The organism is Pseudomonas sp. Marseille-Q5117, from assembly GCF_946901175.1.
Lineage (GTDB): Bacteria > Pseudomonadota > Gammaproteobacteria > Pseudomonadales > Pseudomonadaceae > Aquipseudomonas > Aquipseudomonas iranensis.
Genome location: NZ_CAMPPP010000001.1, coordinates 25662 through 50368 on the forward strand (window position 1 = coordinate 25662; position 24707 = coordinate 50368).

The window sequence follows — 24707 nt, forward strand, 5'->3', positions numbered from 1 at the left end:
ATGTTCAAATATATTGGCGACATCGTTAAGGGTACCGGTACCCAGTTGCGCAGCCTGGTCATGGTCTTCGGCCATGGCTTTCGCAAGCGCGACACCCTGCAATATCCCGAGGAGCAGGTCTACCTGCCGCCGCGCTATCGTGGCCGCATCGTCCTGACCCGCGACCCCGATGGCGAAGAACGCTGCGTAGCCTGCAACCTGTGCGCCGTGGCCTGCCCGGTGGGTTGCATCTCGCTGCAGAAAGCTGAAACCGAAGACGGTCGCTGGTACCCGGACTTCTTCCGGATCAACTTCTCGCGCTGCATTTTCTGCGGTCTCTGCGAGGAAGCCTGCCCGACCACCGCGATCCAGTTGACCCCGGATTTCGAGATGGCCGAGTTCAAACGTCAGGACCTGGTGTACGAGAAAGAAGATCTGCTGATCTCCGGCCCCGGCAAAAACCCTGATTACAACTTCTATCGTGTTGCAGGTATGGCAATCGCTGGCAAGCCGAAAGGCGCTGCGCAGAACGAAGCCGAACCGATCAACGTGAAGAGCTTGCTGCCTTAAGGAAGAACGATGGAATTCGCTTTCTATTTCGCATCGGGTATTGCTGTGGTGTCCACGCTGCGTGTGGTCACCAACACCAACCCCGTGCACGCCCTGCTCTACCTGATCATCTCGTTGATCGCCGTGGCCATGACTTTTTTCGCCCTCGGCGCGCCGTTCGCCGGTGTGCTGGAAGTGATCGCCTACGCCGGCGCCATCATGGTGCTGTTCGTGTTCGTGGTGATGATGCTCAACCTGGGTCCCGCCTCGGTGCAGCAGGAACGCACCTGGCTCAAGCCCGGCATCTGGGCAGGACCGGTGATTCTTGCCGCGCTGCTGCTGGCCGAACTGCTGTATGTGCTGTTCGCTCACCAGAGCGGTCAGGCCATCGGCCACGCCACCGTAGACGCGAAAGCCGTGGGCATCAGCCTGTTCGGCCCGTACCTGCTGGTGGTCGAACTCGCCTCGATGCTGCTGCTCGCCGCAGCCGTCACGGCGTTCCATTTGGGCCGTAACGAGGCGAAGGAGTAAGACATGCCTGCTATCCCTCTCGAACATGGACTGGCCGTCGCCGGCATCCTGTTCTGCCTTGGTCTGGTCGGCCTGATGGTCCGCCGCAACATTTTGTTCGTGTTGATGAGTCTGGAAGTGATGATGAACGCCTCTGCCCTGGCCTTCATCGTCGCGGGCGCCCGCTGGGCGCAGCCGGATGGACAGATCATGTTCATCCTGGTGATCAGCCTTGCCGCAGCCGAGGCCAGTATTGGCCTGGCGATCCTGCTGCAACTGTATCGCCGCTTCCACACGCTCGATATCGACGCTGCCAGTGAGATGCGCGGATGAACCTACTCTTTCTGACTTTCGTATTCCCTCTGATCGGGTTCCTGTTGCTGTCGTTCTCGCGCGGCCGCTTCTCGGAAAACCTCTCGGCGCTGATCGGTGTCGGTTCGATCGGCCTGTCGGCCATCGTCACCGCTTACGTGATCTGGCAATTCAACGTCGCACCGCCGGAGGGTGGCGTGTACACCCAGGTGCTGTGGCGCTGGATGTCGGTGGAAGGTTTCCAGCCGAACTTCGCGCTGTACCTGGATGGCCTGTCGGTGACCATGCTCGGTGTGGTCGTCGGCGTCGGCTTCCTGATCCACCTGTTCGCGTCCTGGTACATGCGTGGCGAAGACGGTTACTCGCGCTTCTTCTCGTACACCAACCTGTTCATCGCCAGCATGCTGTTCCTGATCCTCGGCGATAACCTGCTGTTCATCTACTTCGGTTGGGAAGGCGTGGGCCTGTGCTCGTACCTGTTGATCGGTTTCTACTACAGCAACCGCAACAACGGTAACGCGGCACTCAAGGCTTTCATCGTCACCCGCATCGGCGACGTGTTCATGGCCATCGGCCTGTTCATCCTGTTCCAGCAACTGGGCACGTTGAACGTCCAGGAACTGCTGGTGCGTGCGCCTGAGCACTTCAAGGTCGGCGACTTCTGGATCGTTCTGGCAACCCTGATGCTGCTCGGCGGTGCTGTCGGCAAATCGGCGCAATTGCCGCTGCAGACCTGGCTCGCTGACGCAATGGCCGGCCCTACCCCGGTTTCGGCACTGATCCACGCCGCGACCATGGTGACCGCCGGTGTCTACCTGATTGCCCGTACCCACGGTCTGTTTGCGCTGGCGCCGGACATCCTGCACCTCGTCGGCATCGTCGGTGGCGTGACCCTGGTACTGGCCGGTTTCGCCGCGCTGGTTCAGACCGACATCAAACGTATCCTCGCCTACTCGACCATGAGCCAGATCGGCTACATGTTCCTGGCGCTGGGCGTTGGCGCCTGGGAAGGCGCGATCTTCCACCTGATGACCCACGCCTTCTTCAAGGCCCTGCTGTTCCTTGCTTCCGGTGCGGTGATCGTTGCCTGCCACCACGAGCAGAACATCTTCAAGATGGGCGGTCTGTGGAAGAAACTGCCACTGGCCTACGCCAGCTTCATCGTCGGTGGTGCCGCGCTGGCCGCTCTGCCACTGGTTACCGCAGGTTTCTACTCCAAGGACGAAATCCTCTGGGAAGCGTTCGCCAGCGGCAACCAGGGTCTGCTTTACGCAGGTCTGGTCGGTGCGTTCATGACGTCGCTGTACACCTTCCGCCTGATCTTCATCGCGTTCCACGGTGAAGCCAAGACCGAAGCCCACGCCGGCCACGGCATCGCCCACTGGCTGCCACTGTCGGTGCTGATCGTGCTGTCGACTTTCGTCGGCGCGATGATCGTGCCGCCGCTGCACGGCGTACTGCCGCAAAGCGTCGGCCATGCCGGTGGCGAAGCCAAGCACAGTCTGGAAATCGCCTCGGGCGCCATCGCCCTGGCCGGTATCCTGCTGGCAGCGCTGCTGTTCCTTGGCAAGCGTCGCTTCGTCACGGCGATCGCCAACAGCGGCATCGGCCGTTTCCTTTCGGCCTGGTGGTTCGCTGCCTGGGGCTTCGACTGGATCTACGACAAACTGTTCGTCAAGCCGTACCTTGCGATCAGCCATGTACTGCGCAAAGACCCGCTCGACCAGACCATCGGTCTGATCCCGCGTATGGCCAAGGGTGGTCACACTGCCCTGAGCCGCACCGAGACCGGTCAACTGCGTTGGTACGCCGCCTCGATGGCTGCTGGTGCCGTGCTGGTGATCGGCGCCATCGTGCTGGTAGCGGTCTGATATGAACCTTGCGAATTTGCGAAAGGAAACGAGCCCGTCATGATTCTGCCTTGGCTAATCCTGATCCCCTTCATCGGCGGCCTGCTGTGCTGGATGGGTGAGCGCTTCGGCGCTACCCTCCCGCGCTGGATTGCGCTGTTGACCATGACCCTGGAACTCGCGCTCGGCCTCTGGCTGTGGGCCCACGGTGACTATTCATTCGCACCGGCGCCGGGCGCCGATCCGACCTGGGCGCTTGAGTTCAAGCATGTCTGGATCCAGCGTTTCGGCATCAACGTGCACCTGGCCCTCGACGGCCTGTCGCTGTTGATGATCCTGCTGACCGGCCTGCTGGGTATCCTCTCGGTACTCTGCTCGTGGAAAGAGATTCAACGTCACGTTGGCTTCTTCCACCTCAACCTGATGTGGATCCTGGGCGGTGTGGTCGGCGTGTTCCTCGCCCTCGACCTGTTCATGTTCTTCTTCTTCTGGGAAATGATGCTGGTGCCGATGTACTTCCTCATCGCGCTCTGGGGTCACAGTTCTTCGGACGGCAAGAAAACCCGGATCTACGCAGCGACCAAGTTCTTCATCTTCACTCAGGCGTCCGGCCTGATCATGCTGGTGGCGATCCTCGGTCTGGTGCTGGTCAACTTCAACAACACCGGCGTGATCACCTTCAACTACGCCGACCTGTTGAAAACCAAGATGTCGATGACCACCGAGTACATTCTGATGCTCGGCTTCTTCATCGCCTTCGCGGTCAAGCTGCCCGTCGTACCGTTCCACTCCTGGCTGCCTGATGCTCACGCCCAGGCACCGACTGCCGGTTCCGTCGACCTCGCCGGTATCCTGCTGAAAACTGCGGCCTACGGTCTGCTGCGTTTCGCCCTGCCGCTGTTCCCGAACGCTTCGGCCGAGTTCGCGCCGATCGCCATGACCCTCGGTCTGATCGGGATCTTCTACGGCGCGTTCCTCGCGTTCGCACAAACCGACATCAAGCGTCTGATTGCCTTCTCTTCCGTTTCCCACATGGGCTTCGTGTTGATCGGTATCTACTCCGGCAGCCAACTGGCGCTGCAAGGCGCAGTGATCCAGATGCTGGCGCACGGTCTGTCGGCAGCGGCGCTGTTTATCCTCAGCGGTCAGTTGTACGAGCGTCTGCACACTCGTGACATGCGTGAGATGGGCGGTCTGTGGTCGCGTATCGCTTACCTGCCTGCGATCAGCCTGTTTTTCGCGGCGGCGTCGCTGGGCTTGCCGGGCACCGGTAACTTTGTCGGCGAATTCCTGATCCTGATCGGCTCTTTCGCCAGCGCTCCATGGGTCACGGCGATTGCCACTTCCGGTCTGGTGTTCGGTTCGGTCTACTCGCTGATCATGATCCACCGTGCCTACTTCGGCCCGTCGAAATCCGACGCGGTGTTGCACGGCATGGATGCGCGCGAACTGATCATGGTGCTCGGTCTGGCGGTATTGCTGATTTACCTCGGCGTCTACCCGCAACCGTTCCTCGACACCTCTGCCGCCACCATGCATGGCGTGCAGCAGTGGCTCGGCACCGCCTTCTCTCAACTCGCTTCGGCCCGGTAAGAGCGCTATGGAATTCACGATTCAACACTTTATTGCGCTTGCGCCACTGTTGATCACCAGCCTCACCATTATCGTGGTGATGCTGGCAATCGCCTGGCGCCGCAACCACTCGCAGACCTTCCTGATTTCGGTGGCGGGTCTGAACCTGGCCCTGCTGTCGATCCTGCCTGCGTTGAAAGTCGCGCCTCTGGCCGTGACCCCATTGCTGCAGATCGACGCGTTTGCCTGCCTGTACATGGCGATGATCCTGGTCGCCACCCTCGCCTGCGTCACCCTCGCCCACGCTTATCTGGGTGATGGCGGTTCGGGTTACCCGGGCAACCGCGAAGAACTGTACCTGCTGATCCTGATGGCCGCCGCCGGTGGTCTGGTGCTGGTCAGCGCGCAGCACCTGGCCGGGTTGTTCATCGGTCTGGAACTGCTCTCGGTACCTGTCTACGGTCTGGTGGCTTACGCCTTCTTCAACAAGCGTTCGCTGGAAGCCGGCATCAAGTACATGGTGCTGTCGGCCGCCGGTTCCGCGTTCCTGCTGTTCGGTATGGCGCTGCTCTACGCCGACGCCGGTTCGCTGAGCTTCGTCGGCATCGGTCAGGCCCTGGCTGCAACCGGCCTGCCAAGCCCGCTGGCGCAACTGGGCCTGGGCATGATGCTGATCGGTCTGGCGTTCAAGCTGTCGCTGGTACCGTTCCACCTGTGGACGCCGGACGTCTACGAAGGTGCTCCGGCACCGGTGGCGGCGTTCCTCGCTACCGCTTCGAAGGTCGCAGTGTTTGCGGTGATGGTGCGTCTGTTCCAGCTCTCCCCTGCCGCCAGCAGTGGCGTGCTGAGCGATGTGCTGAGCGTGATCGCGGTCGCCTCGATCCTGTTCGGTAACCTGCTGGCCCTGACCCAGAGCAACCTCAAGCGTCTGCTCGGTTACTCGTCGATTGCGCACTTCGGCTATCTGCTGATCGCGCTGGTGGCGAGCAAGGGTCTGGCGGTGGAAGCCATCGGCGTCTATCTGGTCACCTACGTGATCACCAGCCTCGGCGCGTTCGGCGTGATCACCCTGATGTCGTCGCCGTACAACGGCCGCGACGCTGACGCGCTTTACGAGTACCGCGGCCTGTTCTGGCGCCGTCCGTACCTGACCGCCGTGCTGACCGTGATGATGCTGTCCCTGGCCGGCATCCCGCTGACCGCCGGCTTCATCGGCAAGTTCTACATCATCGCCAGCGGCGTCGAAACGCGTCAGTGGTGGCTGGTCGGCGCACTGGTACTGGGCAGCGCCATCGGCGTTTTCTACTACCTGCGCGTGATGGTCACCCTGTATCTGATCGAGCCTAACCTGCGTCGCCACGACGCCCAGCTGCACTGGGAACAGAAGGCAGGCGGCGTGATGCTGCTGGCCATCGCCCTGGTCGCATTCTTCCTGGGCGTGTACCCGCAACCGTTGCTGGTGCTGGTACAGCAGGCGGGTCTGGCGGGCTGATTGCTCGGCTGATCTGGCTGGAATGGAAACGGCACCTTCGGGTGCCGTTTTTTGTTTGTAGCAGAAGTCGATATCGCCGGCGTTTGTGCAAGCGTCATCGCGGGCAAGCCCGCTCCCACAGGTGTGTGTGTCGCTCATAGCATCCGGGTGCATCGCACACCCAGCAGGAGTGAGCCTGCTCGCGATGGCGTCCTACAAGTCGATGGATATGCTAACCGACCCACCGCTTTCGCGAGCAGGCTCGCTCCCACAGGGATCTCGGGTGCCACCAATTTTGAGTAGCACCGATCCAATGTGAGAGCGAGCCTGCTCGCGAAAGCGGCAGATCCGGCAGCAAAAAAAACGGCACCTTCCGGTGCCGTTCGCTTCTCACATTTCCAACATCATTTGCGCGCATCCGCCCAGGATTTCAGCAGTTCGCTATAGCTCACGGTTTCACCCTTCGGCTTCTCGTTGGCCAGTTTCGGCTTCGGTGCGCCCGGTTGATCGAACCAGTATTGCGCATCGCGTTCCGGGTTCATCTTCGGTGCGCAAGTGGCCTGGGCCCTGGAGCGTTCGAGGCGTTCCATGATGCGGTCCTGATCCTTGGCCAGGCCATCGAGCGCTTGTTGCGGTGTTTTCTCGCCGCTGGCGGCTTCGGCGATATGGCTCCACCACAGCTGAGCGAGACGTGGATAGTCCGGCACGTTGGTACCGGTCGGCGACCATTGCACGCGGGCCGGGCTGCGATAGAACTCGACCAGACCACCGAGTTTCGGCGCCAGATCGGTCATGGCCTGCGAGTTGATGTCCGACTCGCGAATAGGTGTCAGACCGACGATGGTTTTCTTCAGCGAAACAGTTTTCGACGTGACGAACTGCGCGTACAGCCACGCCGCGAGTTTCTGTTTCTCAGGCGTGGATTTCATGAACGTCCACGATCCCACATCCTGATAGCCGAGCTTCATGCCCTCTTCCCAATACGGGCCTTTAGGCGACGGCGCCATGCGCCATTTCGGCGTGCCGTCGGCGTTGACCCCCGGCAGGCCGGGTTTGGTCATGGCGGCGGTGAACGCGGTGTCCCAAAAGATCTGCTGGGCGATGTTGCCCTGCGACGGCACCGGGCCGGACTCGGAGAAGGTCATGCCGGCCGCTTCCGGTGGCGCGTATTTCTTCAGCCAGTCGACGTATTTGGTGGTGGCAAACACCGCCGCCGGGCCGTTGGTGTCGCCGCCACGGGTCACGCTTGAACCAACCGGATGACAGTCCTCGACGCGGATGCCCCACTCGTCCACCGGCAAGCCGTTGGGCAGTCCCTTGTCGCCGCCACCGGCCATGGAGAACCAGGCATCGGTGAAACGCCAGCCCAGCGACGGGTCTTTCTTGCCGTAATCCATGTGGCCGTAGACGCGTTTGCCGTCGATTTCCTTGACGTCTTCGCTGAAGAATTTGGCGATGTCTTCATAGGCCGACCAGTTCACTGGCACGCCCAACTCGTAACCGTACTTCTCCTTGAACTTGGCTTTCAGATCGGCGCGCTCGAACCAGTCGGCACGGAACCAGTACAGGTTGGCGAATTGCTGGTCGGGCAGTTGATAGATCTTGCCGTCCGGCGCGGTGGTGAAGGAGATGCCGATGAAGTCCTTGATGTCGAGGGTTGGCGAAGTGAAATTCTTGCCCTCGTTGGCCATCAGATCAGTGATCGATTCGGTCTTGCCGTAGCGAAAGTGCGTGCCGATCAGGTCGGAGTCGTTGACCCAGCCGTCGTAGATGTTCTTGTCCGACTGCATCACCGTCTGCATTTTTTCGACCACGTCGCCTTCCTGCAGCAGGTCGTGGGTGAGTTTGATCCCGGTAATTTCGCTGAAGGCCTTGGCCAGCACCTTGGACTCGTATTCGTGAGTGGTCAGGGTTTCGGAAACGACCTTGATGTCCATGCCGCGAAACGGCTCGGCGGCCTTGATGAACCACTTCAGTTCTTCGAGCTGCTGTTCGGCCGTCAGGGTCGAGGGCTTGAACTCGCTGCCGATCCATTTTTTTGCAGCATCTTCGTAGGCGTCGGCCCAGGCAGATGCGCTCAAACCGCTGAGTGCCAGCATGGCTGCCAATGAAATGCTATGTCGCAGCTTATTGTTTTTATCGAACATAGAGACCTCCTGTTTAAGTTGTGGAGCCGCGTTGCCGAACGATTCGACTAGCCCCAACGCATCACAGCCAACAGCCACACCAGGGACAACGCGGACGCCACCCAGATGCTCCAGTCGGTGACGCCGATTACCAGCAAATGCAGGTAGGCGCTGCCGAGAAGACCGATAAACAAGCGATCGCCACGGGTGGTGGCAATCGGCAGAAACCCGCGCCGCAGAATGCTCGGCGAGCGCAATTCCCAGGTGGTCATGCCCACCAGAATCAGACCGATGCCGATGAAGAACGCGGCGGTCGGTGTCGTCCAGCTCATCCATTCCATCATCAGCTCCTCATACCCGACCGAGGGCAAAGCCCTTGGCCACGTGGTTGCGTACAAACCAGATCACCAGCATGCCCGGCAGGATGGTCAACACCCCCGCCGCTGCCAGCACGCCCCAATCGATCCCCGACGCCGACACCGTGCGCGTCATCACCGCCGCAATCGGTTTGGCGTTGACCGAGGGCAGCGTGCGCGCCAGCAGCAGCCCGACCCAGGAGAACATGAAGCAGAAAAACGCCGTGACGCCGATACCGGAACCGATCAACGGGATGAAAATCTTCACGAAGAACTTGGGGAAACTGTAGCCGTCGATGTAGGCCGTTTCGTCGATCTCCTTGGGCACGCCGGACATAAAACCTCCGAGAACCCACCCCGCCAGCGGCACGTTGAACAGGCAGTGCGCCAAACCCACGTCGATATGCGTGTCGAAAAGGCCGATCGACGAATACAACTGGAAGAACGGCAGCAAGAACACCGCCGGCGGCGCCATGCGGTTGGTCAGCAGCCAGAAGAACAGATGCTTGTCGCCGAGGAAACGATAGCGTGAAAACGCGTAAGCCGCCGGTAACGCCACGCTCAGGGAAATCACCGTGTTGAGGCTGACGTAATACAGCGAATTCAAGTAGCCGGTGTACCAGCTCGGATCAGTGAAGATCACCTTGTAGTTCGCCAGCGTGAAGTCCTGTGGGAAAAGCGTCAGGCCGCCGAGGATTTCGGTGTTGCTCTTGAACGACATGTTCAGCAGCCAGTAGATCGGCACCAGCAGGAACAGGATGTACACCAGCAACGGAATAAGCTTTCTCTTGCTCATGGCCGGGCCTCAGCGGTTGGCGTCGGAGTGCGTCATGGCGGTATAGAACAGCCAGGACACCAACAGGATGATCAGGAAGTACACCAGCGAAAACGCCGCTGCCGGACCGAGGTCGAATTGCCCTACGGCCATCTGCGTCAACGTCTGACTCAAGAAGGTCGTGGCATTGCCCGGCCCGCCGCCGGTGAGCACGAACGGCTCGGTATAGATCATGAAACTGTCCATGAAACGCAGCATCACCGCGATCAGCAGTACGCTTTTCAGTTTGGGCAATTGAATGTGGCGGAACACCGCCCAGGCTGAGGCGCGGTCGATCCGCGCCGCCTGGTAATAGACGTCGGGAATTGCTCGCAAACCGGAGAAACACAACAGCGCGACCAGCGAAGTCCAATGCCAGACGTCCATCACCAGCACCGTCACCCAGGCGTCCATGGTGTTGGCCGCGTAATTGTAGCTGATGCCCATCGCGTTGAGGCTGGAACCGAGCAGGCCGATGTCTGCCCGGCCAAAAATCTGCCAGATGGTGCCGACCACGTTCCACGGAATCAGCAGCGGAATCGCCAGAATGATCAGCACCACCGAGGACCAGCGGCCCTTGGTCGGCATGGTCAGCGCGACGGCGATGCCCAGGGGGATTTCAATCAGCAACACGCAGGCCGAATAGATGAACTGGCGCAGCAGCGAATCATGCAGACGCGGGTCAAGCAGCACTTGCTTGTACCAGTCAGCGCCAACGAAGTAGCGGCTGGACTGGTCGAAGATGTCCTGCACCGAATAGTTGACCACGGTCATCATCGGGATCACCGCACTGAACGCCACCAGCAGGAACACCGGCAACACCAGCCACCAGGCCTTGTTGTTCTGCACCTTGTTCATGGCTGCACCTCGTCGTCGCTGACTTCCAGGAGAAACTCATCGGCATAGACCATCAGCCATTGCGCCGGAAAACTGATGTAAGCCGTGCCCTGAGGCACCGGTTTGTCTTCAGCCAGGCGCACCTTCAACGGCGCGCCGTCGAGGTTGAGAGTCATGATCTTGTAGGTGCCGAGGTCTTCGACATGTACGACTTTTGCCTGCATCGCATCGTCAAACGGCTCGTCCCACACATGAATGAATTCGGGGCGGATGCCGACCTTGAGATTTTTCCACTGGCCGTGCTCGATATGGCGCTGCAAGGCGTCGGATAACGGCAGGTGCGTCGAAGCGAAACCGACGCCGCCGGGCTGCGGCTGTACCTCGATCAGGTTCATGCCGGGGCTGCCGATGAAATAGCCGACAAAGGTGTGGCTGGGGCGCTCGAACAATTCCCGAGGCGTGCCGAACTGGACGATCTGGCCGCCGTACATCACCGCGATCTTGTCGGCGAACGTCGAAGCTTCCAGTTGATCGTGGGTGACGTAGACCATGGTGATATTGAACTGCTCGTGGATCTGCTTGAGTTTGCGCCGCAGTTTCCACTTCAGGTGCGGGTCGATCACCGTCAGCGGCTCATCGAAGAGGATCGCCGAGACGTCGTCGCGCACCAGCCCACGGCCCATGGAAACTTTCTGTTTTTCGTCGGCGGTGAGATTGCGCGCCTTCTTGCTAAGCAGGTTCTGCAGGTCGAGAACTTCGGCAATTTCCTGCACCTTGCTGTGCACTTTCGCCTCGGCCATGCCCTGGTTTCGCAGGGGGAAAGCGAGGTTGTCGAACACGGTCATGGTGTCGTAGACCACCGGAAACTGGAAAACCTGGGCGATGTTGCGCTTCTCCGGGGTCAGGTCGTTGACCGCTTTGCCGTCAAACAACACATGGCCCTGGGACGGGCTGAGCAGGCCGGAAATGATGTTGAGCAAGGTCGACTTGCCACAACCGGACGGGCCGAGCAAGGCGTAGGCGCCGCCCTGCTCCCAGACGTGATCCATCTCGCGGATCGCATAATCCTCCGCGCCGCTCGGGGTTTTGCTGTAGCTGTGGGCGAGGTGCTGCAAACGGATTTCGGCCATCAGGCAACCCTCGCGACACGCCGGCCCGGTGCTTGCACCAGACGGCCCTGCGCATCGAAAACGAACAGTTTGTGGGTCGGGATATAGATGCGGATCGGCGCATCGACGTCGTATTCGTGAACCCCGGGCAAGTGCAGCACCAGCAGGAAATGCTCGTTGCGTACATGCAGGAAGGTTTCCGAGCCGCTGATTTCGGCGACCTCGACGGTCACCGCCAATTCAAGATCGTCATCGTTGCTCGGCACCAGCGAGATATGGCTGGGGCGCACGCCGAAGCGGAACTCGCCCTCGCCCACCGGGCGCAGATCGACGTTCAACGGAAAGTGTACAAAGTTGGCGAAACTGACTTCGTTGCCGGCAATGCGTCCCGGCATCAGGTTTATCGGCGGCTCGGAGAACAGTTCAGCAGCGAGCACCGACTGCGGTTGGTGGTAGACCTCGGTCGACGGCCCGCTCTGGATCACCCGGCCTTCGTGCAGGATGGTGGTGGTGCCGCCGAGGGCCAGCGCTTCGTTGGGCTCGGTGGTGGCGTAGATGGCGATGGTGTGGCGGGCCTTGAACAGCTCGCGCATTTCCTGACGCAGCTCTTCGCGCAGCTTGTAGTCGAGGTTGACCAGCGGCTCGTCGAAGAGGATCAGTTCAGCATCCTTGACCAGCGCGCGGGCCATGGCCGTGCGCTGTTGCTGTCCGCCGGAGAGCTCCAGCGGATAGCGCTGCAAGAACTTCTCGATGCGCAGCATGCGTGCGGTTTCCTGCACCTTGCTGTGGATGATCTCTTTCGAGATGCCGGCCTGACGCAGTGGCGAGGCGATGTTCTCGAACACGGTCATGGTCGGGTAATTGATGAACTGCTGATAGACCATCGACACGTTGCGCAGCCGCACCGGGCGCTGGGTGACGTCGACGCCGTTCATCAGCACGCGGCCGCTGTCGGGCTTGTCGAGGCCGGCCATCAGACGCATGAGGCTGGTCTTGCCGGACAGCGTGCGCCCGAGCAGAACGTTGAAGGATCCGGGTTCGAATTTCAGGCACGCATCGTCGATCCAGATCTGGCCCTCGACGGTACGGCTGACGTGCTCCAGGGTGAGTGACATGGCTCGGCCTTTGTTATTTTTGGAGTCAAGCGACCGGAGCAACAGAGCGACATTCGTGCCAGAAATGGCAAGTGCTTGATTTGTCTTGAGAAGCAGTGTTTACGGGGGCAAGCGGCGTTCACAGCTGAACACTTTTGAACAGTCGGGGCGATTGACAATGAACAATAGTGAACAACACTCTATGCACGCTTTTGCCGACCTTGAATGCGATAGAGATGCTCTGTGGGAGCGAGCCTGCTCGCGAAAGCGGTGTGTCATTCAATGAATCCATTGACTGAACCGACGCTTTCGCGAGCAGGCTCGCTCCCACAGGGGGATTTGTGTAGTTTTGAAGATCGGGTTCATAACAATAATAAAATCGCTGCACTCAGAGGCTCGCCCCCATGGCCGCACCTGCTTCGCCGCTGTCCCACGACGCAATCGTCCAGACCTCCTGGCAACGTTGCCGCGCGTTCGGCCTCGACCATCAGAGCGCCCCGGCCTTCGATCAATTGCCCGCCGCCGGCATTGCGCGGTTGCTCGACAGCCATCATTCGCTGGTGCAGACCACGCATCAGGAAGTCCTGCCCTACTACGAAAACATTCTCAGCAATTCCAACTGCCTGATCATGCTCGCCGACAATCAGGGCCAGGTGCTGACCTCATGGGGCACACAGCGCTTTATCGAACCGAATCTGGCCCGGGGCTTTCAGGCCGGGGCGAGCTGGATGGAGCGCAGCAGCGGCACCAACGCGATCGGCACCGCACTGGCCTGTGAGCAGGCGGTGCACATCGAACACGACGAACACTTTCTCAAGGCCAACCGCTTCATGACCGGCTCCGCCGCGCCGATTTTCGACGCCGAGCGCAAGGTCATCGCCGTGCTCGATGTCTCCAGCGACAGCTACCTGCCGCCCTCGCACACCCTGGGCATGGTCAAGATGATGAGCCAGACCGTGGAGAACCGGCTGATCCTCAACCTGTTCCATGGCCAGCATTTTCAACTGACCTTCAACACCGGGTTGAACAACCTCGACAGCCAGTGGGCCGGGCTGTTGATTTTCGATGAGAGCGGACAGGTGCTGTCGGCCAATCGCCGCGCCGACAATCTGCTCGGTGTGCGTTTGTCCCGCGTCAGCGTTGAAAGCCTGTTCAAGGTGTCGCTGCTGGAGTTGATCAATCAGCCCGAAGGTCTGCCGTTTGCCTTGCAGACCTCTGGACGCAACCGTTTCCAGTGCTTGCTGAAACGGCCGAAACAGGCACCGGTGCAAGCGCGCGTGTTTGTCGCCGAGGACAAGCCTGCGCCAGCCAGTGCGATCAGTCTCAATACGCTGCATTTCGGCGACAGCCGCGTGGAAAAGGCCGTGCGTCAAGCCGAGCGCTTGCTGGAAAAAGACATTCCGTTGTTGATCCACGGTGAGACCGGCGTCGGCAAGGAAGTCTTCGTCAAAGCTTTGCATCAGGCCAGCTCACGGCAAAAACAGGCATTCATCGCGGTGAACTGCGCAGCAATCCCCGCTGAACTGGTCGAGTCCGAGTTGTTCGGTTACGAGAAAGGCGCGTTCACCGGGGCCAACCAGAAAGGCAGCATCGGCCTGATCCGCAAGGCCGACAAAGGCACGCTGTTTCTTGATGAGATCGGTGACATGCCGCTGCCGACCCAGGCGCGTTTGTTGCGCGTGTTGCAGGAGCGTTGCGTGCAGCCGGTGGGCAGCAGCGAGTTGTTCCCGGTTGATCTGCGGATCATTTCCGCGACCAACCGTTCGTTGCGCGAGCAGGTGCAGTTGGGCCGCTTTCGCGAGGATTTGTACTACCGCATCGGCGGCCTGACCCTGGAGCTGCCGCCGTTACGCGAGCGCAGTGACAAGCAGGCGCTGTTCAAACGGCTGTGGGAGCAACATCGCGAGCCGACGCAATGGGCGGGGCTGAGCCCGGAGGTATTGGAGCTGTTTGCAAAGCATCCGTGGCCGGGGAATTTGCGTCAGGTCAGCAGCGTGATGCAGGTAGCGCTGGCCATGGCCGAGGAGCAACCGGTGCGGCCAGAGCATTTGCCTGATGATTTTTTTGTCGATCTGGAGATGGAGCCAGTGGAGACAGCGGCGCCGTTGGGGCTGGATTTGAATGATGTTGACGCGTTGAACCGCGAGTTGAAGGCGGCAGGGGGGAATATTTCGCATCTGGCGCGGCGGTTGGGAGTCAGTCGGAATACGCTTTACAAGCGGTTGCGGCAGGCTGAATGACAAGTTGTCTGGACGGGCCTCTTCGCGAGCAGGCTCGCTCCCACAGGGGATTCGTGTCGTGCACGGAAAACGGACATGGCGAAAATCCACTGTGGGAGCGAGCCTGCTCGCGAAAGCGTCCGCCCGGTCAACGCTGGTCCTGAGGAAGAAAAAACAAAACCCGCACAAGGCGGGTTTTGTCTGTAACAGGTAAGGCTATCAGTCAGCCAGACGCCAGGTCGTGCCACCCTTGCCATCTTCCAGCACCACACCCATCGCCGTCAGCTGATCACGAATCCGGTCCGACTCGGCCCAGTCTTTCGCCGCCCGAGCTGCCAGACGCGCCGCAATCAGCGCATCAACCTCAGCCGCATCGACCCGCCCTTCAGCGCCCGCCTGCAGGAAGTCATCCGCTTCCAGCTGCAACACACCCAGCACGCTGGCCAGTTCCTTCAGACGTGCCGCCAGCCCCGCCGCTGCATCGAGATCGCTCTCGCGCAGACGGTTGATCTCACGCACCATCTCGAACAGCACAGCGCACGCTTCAGGGGTGCCGAAGTCGTCGTTCATCACCGTGGTGAAACGCTCTACAAACGCTTCGCCGCCTGCCGGCGCGACGCTCGGCAGGCCTTTCAGCGCATGGTAGAAACGCTCCAGTGCGCCCTTGGCGTCCTTGAGGTTGTCTTCCGAATAGTTGATCGCGCTGCGGTAGTGGCTCGATACCAGCAGGTAACGCACGACTTCCGGGTGGTACTTGTCGAGTACGTCGCGGATGGTGAAGAAGTTGTTCAGGGACTTGGACATCTTCTCGCCATTGATGCGAATCATCCCGCAATGCATCCACGCGTTGGCGTAGGTCTTGCCGGTGGCCGCTTCGCTCTGGGCGATTTCGTTTTCATGGTGCGGGAACTCCAGGTCGCTGCCGCCGCCATGAATATCGAAGGTCTCGCCGAGGCAGCACGTCGACATCACCGAGCACTCGATGTGCCAGCCCGGACGCCCGGCGCCCCATGGCGATTCCCAGCTCGGCTCGCCCGGCTTGGCGGCTTTCCACAGGACGAAGTCGAGCGGGTCTTGTTTCGACTCGTCGACTTCGATGCGCGCGCCAATGCGCAAATCTTCGATCTTCTTGCGCGACAGCTTGCCGTAGCCCATGAACTTGGCGACGCGGTAGTACACGTCGCCATTGCCCGGCGCGTAGGCGTAGCCCTTGTCGATCAGGGTCTGGATCATCGCGTGCATGCCAGCGATATGATCGGTGGCGCGCGGTTCCATGTCCGGCTTCTGGATGTTCAGGCGCGCTTCGTCTTCGTGCATCGCGGCGATCATGCGCTCGGTCAGCGCTTCGAACGACTCACCGTTCTCGCGGGCGCGATTGATGATCTTGTCGTCGATGTCGGTGATGTTGCGCACGTAGGTTAGGTCGTAACCGCTGAAGCGCAGCCAGCGCGTCACGAGGTCGAACGCGACCATGCTGCGGCCGTGGCCGAGGTGGCAGTAGTCGTACACGGTCATCCCGCAGACGTACATGCGCACCTTGTTGCCATCCAGCGGCTTGAAGACTTCTTTGCTCTTGCTGAGCGTGTTGTAGATCGTTAGCACGTTAGTTCCTTGACTCACTCACTGGCCCCACGAATCACGCAGGGTCACGGTACGGTTGAATACCGGCTGACCGGGTTTCGAGTCCTTCAGGTCCGCGACGAAGTAGCCTTCGCGCTCGAACTGGAAACGGTCTTCCGGCTGTGCGTTGCCGAGCGATGGCTCGGCGCGACAACCGGTCAGCACTTGCAGCGAGTCAGGGTTGATATTGTCGAGGAAGCTGGCGCTGTCTTCGGCTTTTTCCGGGTTCGGCGAACGGAACAGGCGATCGTACAGGCGCACTTCGCACTCGACGCTGGCGGCGGCCGGCACCCAGTGGATCACGCCTTTGACCTTGCGCCCTTCCGGGTTCTTGCCGAGGGTGTCCGGATCGTACGAGCAACGCAGTTCGACGATGTTGCCGTCGGCGTCCTTGATCGCTTCATCGGCGCGGATCACGTAGCTGCCGCGCAGACGCACTTCACCAGCCGGTTCCAGGCGCTTGTAGCCCTTTGGCGGCTCTTCCATGAAGTCTTCACGGTCGATGTAGATTTCCCGAGCGAATGGCAGCGCGCGCACGCCCATGTCTTCTTTCGGGTGGCGTGGCAGTTCGAGGTTTTCGACCTGGCCTTCCGGGTAGTTGGTGATGACCACTTTCAGCGGACGCAGCACGCACATGGCACGCGGTGCGCTGTGGTCGAGGTCGTCACGAATGCTGAATTCGAGCATGCCGAAATCGACCACGCCGTCGGAACGGTTGGTGCCGATCATTTCGCAGAAGTTGCGGATCGATTTCGGCGTGTAGCCACGGCGGCGGAAGCCCGACAGCGTGGACATCCGCGGATCGTCCCAGCCATTGACGTGCTTCTCGTCAACCAATTGCTTGAGCTTGCGCTTGCTGGTGATCGTGTAGTTCAGGTTCAGGCGGCTGAATTCGTACTGGCGCGGGTTCGCCGGCACCGGCAGGTTCTCCAGGAACCACTCGTACAGCGGACGATGGCTTTCGAATTCGAGGGTGCAGATCGAATGGGTGATGCCTTCGATGGCATCCGACTGCCCGTGGGTGAAGTCGTAGTTCGGGTAGATGCACCACTTGTCGCCGGTCTGGTGGTGATGCGCGTGGCGGATGCGATACATGATCGGGTCGCGCAGATTCATGTTCGGCGAGGCCATGTCGATCTTCGCCCGCAGCACGCGCGCGCCGTCCGGGAATTCACCGGCCTTCATGCGCGCGAACAGGTCGAGGTTCTCTTCCACGGTGCGGTCACGGAACGGGCTGTTCTTGCCCGGCTCGGTCAGGCTGCCACGGTATTCCTTGGCCTGCTCGGGGGTCAGGTCGTCGACGTAGGCCTTGCCGGCCTTGATCAGCTCGACGGCCCAGTCGTGCAATTGGTCGAAATACTGCGAGGCGTAGCGCACTTCGCCGGACCATTCGAAGCCCAGCCATTTGACGTCGCTTTCGATGGCGTCGATGTATTCCTGATCTTCCTTGGCCGGGTTGGTGTCGTCGAAACGCAGGTGCGTGACGCCGCCGAACTCCTGGGCCAGGCCGAAGTTGACGCAGATCGACTTGGCGTGGCCGATGTGCAGGTAGCCGTTGGGCTCCGGCGGGAAGCGAGTCACGATCTGGGTGTGCTTGCCCGAGTCCAGGTCTGCCTGGATGATCGGCCGCAGGAAGTTGACCGGCACGGCAGGGCCGGACTTGGCATTCGAGGTAGGGTCGACAGTGGGCTTGCTCATAGGATCCTTGACGTACAGGTGCGCGGCCGCAAAGAGGGGCCAGACAAAACAAAGCCGCTATCATAGCCGATGCTGTCAAGGGCCTGACAGAGCAGCTCTTATAAAGGCACGCATTTAATCGCCGGGAAATGAAAAACCGCCTCGAAATTCGCGCCTGTCACGCTAAACTGCGCACCTTGGCCGAAGCAGGCTGAACCGGTTGTGGGGCTCAATGTCCCAGAACCACGAATTCCCTATGAAGAGTAATGACCATGACTCAAGTCAAACTGACCACCAACCATGGCGACATCGTCATCGAACTGAACGCTGAAAAGGCGCCAATCACCGTTGCCAACTTCATCGAGTACGTCAACGCTGGTCACTACACCAACACCGTATTCCACCGCGTCATCGGCAACTTCATGATCCAGGGCGGCGGTTTCGAGCCAGGCATGAAAGAGAAGAAAGACAAGCGTCCAAGCATCCAGAACGAAGCGGACAACGGTCTCTCCAACGACAAATACACCGTCGCCATGGCCCGCACCATGGAGCCGCATTCGGCATCGGCGCAGTTCTTCATAAACGTCGCCGACAACACCTTCCTCAACCACAGCGGCAAGAACGTCCAGGGCTGGGGCTACGCGGTATTCGGTAAAGTGACCGCCGGCACCGACGTTGTCGACAAGATCAAAGGCGTGTCGACCACTTCCAAAGCCGGCCACCAGGACGTACCAGCAGACGACGTGATCATCGAGAAAGCCGAGATCATCGCAGCGTGATATTGCTGATTTCAGACTTGCATCTGGAAGAGGAGCGCCCGGACATTACCCGGGCGTTTCTGGATTTGCTCGCCGGACGCGCCCGCTCGGCGAGTGCGTTGTACATCCTCGGCGACTTCTTCGAGGCGTGGATTGGCGACGACGCCATGACGCCCTTTCAGCGTTCCATCTGCCAAGCCCTGCGCGATTTGAGCGACAGCGGCACGGCCATCTTTCTGATGCACGGCAATCGCGATTTCATGCTCGGCAAGGCCTTCTGCAAACAGGCCGGCTGCACCTTGCTGAAGGATCCGAGTGTCGTGCAGTTCTACGGCGAGCCAGTGCTGCTGATGCACGGCGACAGCCTGTGCACCCGCGACGTTGGCTACATGAAGCTGCGCCGCTACCTGCGCAACCCGATCACCCTGTTCATCCTCCGTCATCTGCCGCTGAGCAGCCGCCACCAACTGGCGCGCAAGCTACGCAGCGAAAGCCGTGCACAGACGCGGATGAAGGCCAATGACATCGTTGATGTCACCCCGGAAGAGATTCCGCGAGTGATGCAGGAATTCGGCGTGAAAACCCTGATCCACGGCCACACCCACCGCCCGGCAATTCACAAGTTGCAGCTTGGTGAACAAGCGGCGAAGCGGATTGTGCTGGGGGATTGGGATCGTCAGGGATGGGCGTTGCAGGTGGATGAGAGTGGGTATGCCTTGGCCCCGTTCGATTTCGCCCCGCCGCTGGCATTGCCGCACGGCTAAAAGCTGCACCCCCTCACCCAGCCCTCTCCCCCAGGGGGGCGAGGGGGAAAGGGAGCCGATCTTCATGCAATCCAAACCTGAGTTCGACTGCAGTCTGGCAGGTCGATGTCTACCGAACATCCACCGCGGTCAGTCCCCTCTCCCTCCGGGAGAGGGTTAGGGTGAGGGGCTTTTGATCTTGATCTTAGTGCCCCGAAGCTGCCGGCCCGGCCTTGGCGGCAAACGGCGGCTTAGCCAGCCACACGATCAGAATCAACCCCATGAACCCCCAGCCCAGCAACGTGAAGTAATCCACGGTGGAGAGCATGTACGCCTGGCTGGTGAGGATCTGATCCATCTGCGCATACGCCGACTGGCTCGCCCCACCCAACTGATTCAGGGTCTCGCGGGTGGCAGGCTCGAACGTGCTGATGCTCTCGCTCATATACGCATGATGCTGATCGGCCCGGCGAATCCAGATCCAGGTGGTCAGCGAGGCCGCGAAGCTGCCGCCCAGTGTCCGCAGGAAAGTCGCCAGGCCTGCGCCGTCAGCGATCTGGCTCGGCGGCAAGTCCGACATCAGAATGCTCAGGGTCGGCATGAAGAACAGCGCCACGCCGATGCCCATGAACAACTGCACCAGCGCAATGTGCTGGAAGTCGACTTCGTTGGTGAACTCGGCACGCATGAAGCAGCTCAGGCCAATCGCCAGAAACGCAATGCCGGCGAGCAGACGCAGGTCGAACTTGTGCGCGTATTTGCCGACAAACGGCGACAGCAACACCGGCAGAATCCCGATCGGCGCCACGGCAAGCCCCGCCCAGGTCGCGGTGTAGCCCATTTGCGTTTGCAGCCACTGCGGCAGGATCAGGTTGATGCCGAAGAACCCGGCATAACCCAGCACCAGCACCAGCGTGCCGATGCGGAAGTTGCGATGGGCGAACAGGCGCAGGTTGACCACTGGATGGCGGTCGGTCATTTCCCAGATCACGAACACCGCCAGGGCGACCACGGAAATCGCCGCGCCGACGATGATGAAATTCGACTCGAACCAGTCCAGGTCATTGCCCTTGTCGAGGATCACCTGCAACGCGCCGACACCGATGATCAGGGTGATCAGGCCGACGTAATCCATTGGCTGGCGACTGGTAACCACTGGCCGTTTAGCCAGTTGCGAACGCACCACCATCACCGCAAAGATGCCGATCGGCACGTTGATAAAGAAGATCCACGGCCAGCTGTAACTGTCGGTGATCCAGCCGCCGAGAATCGGCCCGGCGATGGGCGCGACCACCGTGACCATCGCCAGCAGCGCCAGGGCCATCCCGCGTTTCGCCGGCGGGTACACCGCGATCAACAGGGTTTGCGTCATCGGATACAACGGCCCGGCGACCAGACCTTGCAGCACACGAAAGCCGATCAGCTCGGGCATCGAAGTGGAGATACCGCAGAGAAACGACGCCAGCACGAACAGCATCGTCGCCCACAGAAACAGCTTCACCTCGCCGAAGCGGCGGCTGAGCCAACCGGTCAGTGGCAGCGCAATCGCGTTGCTCACGGCAAACGAAGTAATAACCCAGGTGCCCTGCTCCGAACTCACCCCGAGGTTGCCGGAAATCGTCGGCAACGCCACGTTGGCGATGGTCGTGTCGAGCACTTGCATGAACGTCGCCAGCGACAGGCCGATGGTGCTGAGCAACAGGCTGGGCGGCGTGAAAGAAGCGTTATTGCTCATGGTAAATCCCTTGAAACCAGGTTGGCGCTGCGTCCGTTACAGACACAGCCGCCCTTTGTGGGAGCGAGCCTGCTCGCGAATGCTGACTGACATCCAACGCAGATGTCGTCTGACACACCGCTTCGCGAGCAGGCTCGCTCCCACAGGGTCTTGAGTCAGCTTCAGAACCGGTGTCAGCGCTGTGCGGTCTTGCCTGCTGCTGCGCTGTTGTCGTGAATCAACTGGGCAATCATCGCGTCCGCTTCGGCCAGTTGGCGGTCATAGACGTTGGTGCTGAACGAGGCCTTTTGCGGCGGTTGCTGGGCCAGTACCGGGCCGCTCTGGTCGTGCAGATTGACCTCGACATTGGTCGACAGACCGACACGCAGCGGGTGCTTGGCCAGCTCTTCGGCATTGATATGGATACGCACCGGCACACGCTGGACGATCTTGATCCAGTTACCGGTGGCGTTCTGTGCCGGCAGCAACGCAAAAGCGCTACCCGTACCGGCACCGAGGCTGTCGACGGTGCCGCTGTATTTCACGTCGCTGCCGTAAATATCGGCCTCGATATCCACTGGCTGACCGATGCGCATGTCACGCAGTTGGGTTTCCTTGAAGTTGGCGTCGATCCACAGCTGATCCAGCGGAATCACCGCCATCAACGCGGTGCCCGGCTGCACGCGCTGACCAAGTTGCACAGTGCGCTTGGCGACGTAACCGGTGACCGGCGCGATCAAGGTGCTGCGGGCATTGGTCAGGTAGGCCTGACGCAGATCGGCAGCCGCCGACATTACGTCCGGATGGGACGAGACCACGGTGTCGTCGACCAGTGCGCTGGTGGTTTTCAGTTGCTGTTTGGCGTTAGCCAAGGCGTTCTGCGCCGAGGTCAGGTCGTCGCGGGCGTGGGACAGCTCTTCTTGGGAAATCGCCCCGCCCTGGGCGAGATTTTTCCGCCGGTTGTAGTTGTCCTGGGCCTTCTGCACTTCGGCCTGCTGCGCGTTGACCTGGGCTTTCATGCCATCGACGTTGCTATACAGGCCGCGCACCTGACGCACGGTGCGCGCCAGTTTGGCCTTGGCACTTTGCAGGCCGACTTCGGCGTCGTTGGGGTCGAAGTTGACCAGCACCTGGCCTTCCTGGACCAGATCCCCGTCGTCGGCGCCGATGCTGACCACGGTGCCGGTGACCAGCGGTGTGATTTCCACGACGTTGCCGTTGACGTAGGCATCGTCGGTGCTTTCGTTAAAGCGCCCAATGAATTCGTGATAGGCCCAGACGCCGGCGATGGCGAGCAGGACGACCACGGCGAGGGCCAGCAGCATCACCTTGCGTTTGCGCGGGTTGCCGGTGTCCGGTGTGTTGTCTTGAGCTTGGGTGTTTTCGGCAGTGGCCATGACAAATACCTTGAATTAATGGTGCGACGAGGCTGGGCTGGCGTTGGCTGCGTTCAGGTTTTCACCCTGAAAGCCGCCGCCCAGCGCTTGCATCAGTTGAATCGACAGGTCGATCTGCTCGGCATTGAGGGTCGCCAGCTGACGCTGGGCCTGGAGCAATTGCTGCTCGATGCTGAGCACGTCCAGGTAGTTGCCGATGCCGGAACCGTAACGCTGGACGACGGTGTTGTAAGAGTCCTGAGCAATGTCGGTGGCGTGTTGCTGCGCGCCAATCTGCCGGCCGATATCGCGCAGCTGACTGATCGTATCGCCGACATCGCCGAGGGCTTTCACCAGACTTTTGTTGTACTGCGCCACCGCCAGATCGTAATCGGCGTCGCGCGCATCGAGGTTGGCGCGCAAGCGTCCGCCATCGAAAATCGGCAGCGACACGGTCGGCGCGATGTTGAAGAAGCGACTGGCCGAGCCGAACATCGCATCACCCAGCAACGACTCGGCGCCGGCCGAGGCCGACAGATTGAGGTTGGGATAGAAACGGGTTTTCGCCGCATCGATGTCTTTGCTCGCCGCCTCGACACGCCAGCGCGCCGCGACCAGATCCGGGCGGCGTCCGAGCAGTTCCGCCGGCAACACCGACGGCACCGCCACGGCGCTGGCTTGCAGGACTTTCGGTCGAGCGATTTCGTTGCCACGATCCGGGCCTTTGCCGAGCAATACGGCCAAGGCGATTTTCGCGCTGTTCAAGCGTTTTTCCGCGTCGATCAGGCTGGCCTGAGAACTGGCTTCCAGACTCTGGGTTTGCTGGAACTGGTACTGGCTGTCGATCCCCGAACTCAAGCGGCGCTGACTGAGGTCGAGCATTTGCCGGGTGCGCTTGAGGTCTTCGCTGGCGAGGTCGTAAACGATGTGCGCCTGACCGAGATCGCTATAAGCACGGGCGACGTCAGCGGCAAGTGTCAGCTGCGCGGCCTGACGGTCGACTTCGGCAGCGCGGGCCTCGCCGAGTGCGGCTTCCCAGGCATCGCGCTGACCGCCCCACAAGTCGAAGTTGTAATTGAAGCCGGCGCTGACATTGCGCACCGTCGCATAGGCGCCGCCCTGCCCCAGCGGATCCTGATCACGAGCCAGCCGCGAACGGCTGATGCCGGCGCTGGCGTCGAGGGTCGGATAGCGCTCGGCATCGGCGGCATAGGCGGCGGCACTGGCCTGATGGGCGCGGGCTGCGGCGATCTGCATGTCCGGGCTGTCGTGCAGGGCTTCGCGGATCAGGCCGTCGAGCTGCGGATCGCCGAGGCTGCTCCACCAATCGCTTTTCGGCCACGCCGCCGGCGACAGGGTGACGCCGTCCAGAGACTGCGCTGTCTTCAGGCTCTTCGCGTCGAGGCGCTGGCCTTCGGTGTCGAGGCCGCTGTAATTGGCGCAACCGGCGAGGATCATCGCCGATAGCAATAGCGTCAGGCTGCTGCGCAAAGTGTTAGCGCTCATTGTGATCACCTAGACGCTGGATGGTGATCGGGTCACCGGCGGCCAGCAGGATTTTCTTCAGGATATATTCCAGGGTTTTCAGCTCTTCGCGGGAGATCGCGCCGGCCAGTTCATTCATCGCATCGGCACCGATGTGCGGCAGACGATCAGCCAGTTGCTGGCCCTGCTCGGTCAGTTTCAACTGCACCTGACGGCGGTCGCCTTCGCTGCGCTGACGAAGCAGAAAAGCCTTTTGCTCGAGACGATCGAGCATGCGCGTCATCGACCCGCTGTCCAGCGACAGATGCCGGCACAGCTCGGCCGGGGTGTCGACGCCGAACTGGGCCATGATGATCAACACCTTGAACTGCGCGGCGGTGATGCCGTGCGGTTCCATGTGGGTATCGATGATCCGGTCCTTGAGCAACGCGGCCCGACCGAGCAGCAGGCCGAGGTGGCAATGTTTGAATTCTTCCGGGGTGAAATGCTTCATGGGTCGACCTGATAACTGCCTAGGCAGTGAATGTATGTCGAGA

21 protein-coding genes are annotated in these 24707 nt (G+C 60.7%); 9 read left to right on the forward strand and 12 right to left on the reverse strand.

Translation table 11 applies throughout. The features are described from left to right. Genes nuoI through nuoN form a run of 6 tightly spaced genes read left to right on the forward strand, consistent with a single transcriptional unit; the run spans position 1 to position 6264 of the window. On the forward strand, positions 1-549 hold the full coding sequence (nuoI, locus tag OC605_RS00105; RefSeq protein WP_016775283.1) for an NADH-quinone oxidoreductase subunit NuoI: 549 nt from the start codon (positions 1-3) through the stop codon (positions 547-549). 9 nt (positions 550-558) lie between these two features. Next, positions 559-1059, forward strand: a complete 501-nt coding sequence (gene nuoJ, locus OC605_RS00110) for an NADH-quinone oxidoreductase subunit J (protein ID WP_262135985.1) — start codon at positions 559-561, stop codon at positions 1057-1059. A gap of 3 nt (positions 1060-1062) precedes the next feature. Further along, on the forward strand, positions 1063-1371 hold the full coding sequence (nuoK, locus tag OC605_RS00115; protein ID WP_003180046.1) for an NADH-quinone oxidoreductase subunit NuoK: 309 nt from the start codon (positions 1063-1065) through the stop codon (positions 1369-1371). Next, a complete protein-coding gene (nuoL, locus tag OC605_RS00120; RefSeq protein ID WP_024013419.1) occupies positions 1368-3221 on the forward strand; it encodes an NADH-quinone oxidoreductase subunit L in 1854 nt (617 codons plus the stop codon). Before nuoK ends, nuoL begins: the two co-directional genes overlap by 4 nt. 39 nt (positions 3222-3260) lie before the next feature. Further along, entirely contained in the window at positions 3261-4793 is a 1533-nt protein-coding gene (nuoM, locus tag OC605_RS00125) for an NADH-quinone oxidoreductase subunit M (RefSeq protein WP_016775285.1), read from the forward strand. A 7-nt stretch (positions 4794-4800) separates the two neighbouring features. Further along, entirely contained in the window at positions 4801-6264 is a 1464-nt protein-coding gene (gene nuoN / locus OC605_RS00130) for an NADH-quinone oxidoreductase subunit NuoN (protein ID WP_024013420.1), read from the forward strand. A gap of 383 nt (positions 6265-6647) precedes the next feature. Here the strand turns inward: nuoN and OC605_RS00135 are convergent, their stop codons facing one another. Genes OC605_RS00135 through OC605_RS00160 form a run of 6 tightly spaced genes read right to left on the reverse strand, consistent with a single transcriptional unit; the run spans position 6648 to position 12600 of the window. Next, on the reverse strand, positions 6648-8390 hold the full coding sequence (locus OC605_RS00135; RefSeq protein ID WP_262135986.1) for an ABC transporter substrate-binding protein: 1743 nt from the start codon (positions 8388-8390) through the stop codon (positions 6648-6650). 47 nt (positions 8391-8437) lie between these two features. Beyond that, positions 8438-8710, reverse strand: a complete 273-nt coding sequence (locus OC605_RS00140) for a DUF2160 domain-containing protein (protein WP_038861868.1) — start codon at positions 8708-8710, stop codon at positions 8438-8440. A gap of 10 nt (positions 8711-8720) precedes the next feature. Next, on the reverse strand, positions 8721-9521 hold the full coding sequence (locus OC605_RS00145) for a carbohydrate ABC transporter permease (protein ID WP_262135987.1): 801 nt from the start codon (positions 9519-9521) through the stop codon (positions 8721-8723). Between the two features lie 9 nt (positions 9522-9530). After that, positions 9531-10397 carry a carbohydrate ABC transporter permease gene (locus OC605_RS00150; RefSeq protein WP_007912484.1) on the reverse strand — a complete coding sequence of 289 codons (867 nt, stop codon included), beginning with the start codon at positions 10395-10397 and terminating at the stop codon, positions 9531-9533. Beyond that, entirely contained in the window at positions 10394-11506 is a 1113-nt protein-coding gene (locus OC605_RS00155; protein WP_262135988.1) for an ABC transporter ATP-binding protein, read from the reverse strand. Before OC605_RS00155 ends, OC605_RS00150 begins: the two co-directional genes overlap by 4 nt. Next, positions 11506-12600 carry an ABC transporter ATP-binding protein gene (locus OC605_RS00160; protein ID WP_016775291.1) on the reverse strand — a complete coding sequence of 365 codons (1095 nt, stop codon included), beginning with the start codon at positions 12598-12600 and terminating at the stop codon, positions 11506-11508. Before OC605_RS00160 ends, OC605_RS00155 begins: the two co-directional genes overlap by 1 nt. A gap of 383 nt (positions 12601-12983) precedes the next feature. Here OC605_RS00160 and OC605_RS00165 point away from each other — a divergent pair, with 383 nt between their 5' ends. After that, positions 12984-14819: a sigma-54-dependent Fis family transcriptional regulator gene (locus OC605_RS00165; RefSeq protein WP_262135989.1), complete on the forward strand. Its 1836-nt coding sequence runs from the start codon at positions 12984-12986 to the stop codon at positions 14817-14819. 198 nt (positions 14820-15017) lie between these two features. Here OC605_RS00165 and cysS read toward each other — a convergent pair whose 3' ends face one another. Next, positions 15018-16400 (reverse strand): cysteine--tRNA ligase, encoded by a 1383-nt coding sequence (gene cysS / locus OC605_RS00170; protein WP_122612129.1) that lies wholly within the window; start codon positions 16398-16400, stop codon positions 15018-15020. A gap of 18 nt (positions 16401-16418) precedes the next feature. Beyond that, entirely contained in the window at positions 16419-18116 is a 1698-nt protein-coding gene (locus OC605_RS00175; RefSeq protein ID WP_186566387.1) for a glutamine--tRNA ligase/YqeY domain fusion protein, read from the reverse strand. Between the two features lie 251 nt (positions 18117-18367). Between OC605_RS00175 and OC605_RS00180 the strand changes: the two genes are divergently transcribed. Beyond that, the gene (locus OC605_RS00180) at positions 18368-18874 is read left to right on the forward strand and encodes a peptidylprolyl isomerase (protein WP_076567676.1); all 507 of its coding nucleotides are present in this window, start codon (positions 18368-18370) and stop codon (positions 18872-18874) included. Further along, complete coding sequence (lpxH, locus tag OC605_RS00185; RefSeq protein WP_133336826.1) at positions 18871-19617, forward strand: UDP-2,3-diacylglucosamine diphosphatase; 747 nt, start codon at positions 18871-18873, stop codon at positions 19615-19617. The genes OC605_RS00180 and lpxH overlap by 4 nt, the downstream gene beginning before the upstream one ends. A gap of 184 nt (positions 19618-19801) precedes the next feature. Here lpxH and OC605_RS00190 read toward each other — a convergent pair whose 3' ends face one another. From OC605_RS00190 to OC605_RS00205, 4 genes are all read right to left on the reverse strand, one after another. Next, positions 19802-21331 carry a DHA2 family efflux MFS transporter permease subunit gene (locus OC605_RS00190; protein ID WP_024013426.1) on the reverse strand — a complete coding sequence of 510 codons (1530 nt, stop codon included), beginning with the start codon at positions 21329-21331 and terminating at the stop codon, positions 19802-19804. 173 nt (positions 21332-21504) lie between these two features. After that, positions 21505-22707, reverse strand: a complete 1203-nt coding sequence (locus tag OC605_RS00195; protein ID WP_024013427.1) for an HlyD family efflux transporter periplasmic adaptor subunit — start codon at positions 22705-22707, stop codon at positions 21505-21507. Between the two features lie 15 nt (positions 22708-22722). Continuing rightward, positions 22723-24192, reverse strand: a complete 1470-nt coding sequence (locus OC605_RS00200) for an efflux transporter outer membrane subunit (protein WP_262135990.1) — start codon at positions 24190-24192, stop codon at positions 22723-22725. Next, the gene (locus OC605_RS00205; protein WP_016775300.1) at positions 24182-24664 is read right to left on the reverse strand and encodes a MarR family winged helix-turn-helix transcriptional regulator; all 483 of its coding nucleotides are present in this window, start codon (positions 24662-24664) and stop codon (positions 24182-24184) included. The genes OC605_RS00200 and OC605_RS00205 overlap by 11 nt, the downstream gene beginning before the upstream one ends. Positions 24665-24707 lie beyond the last annotated feature (43 nt).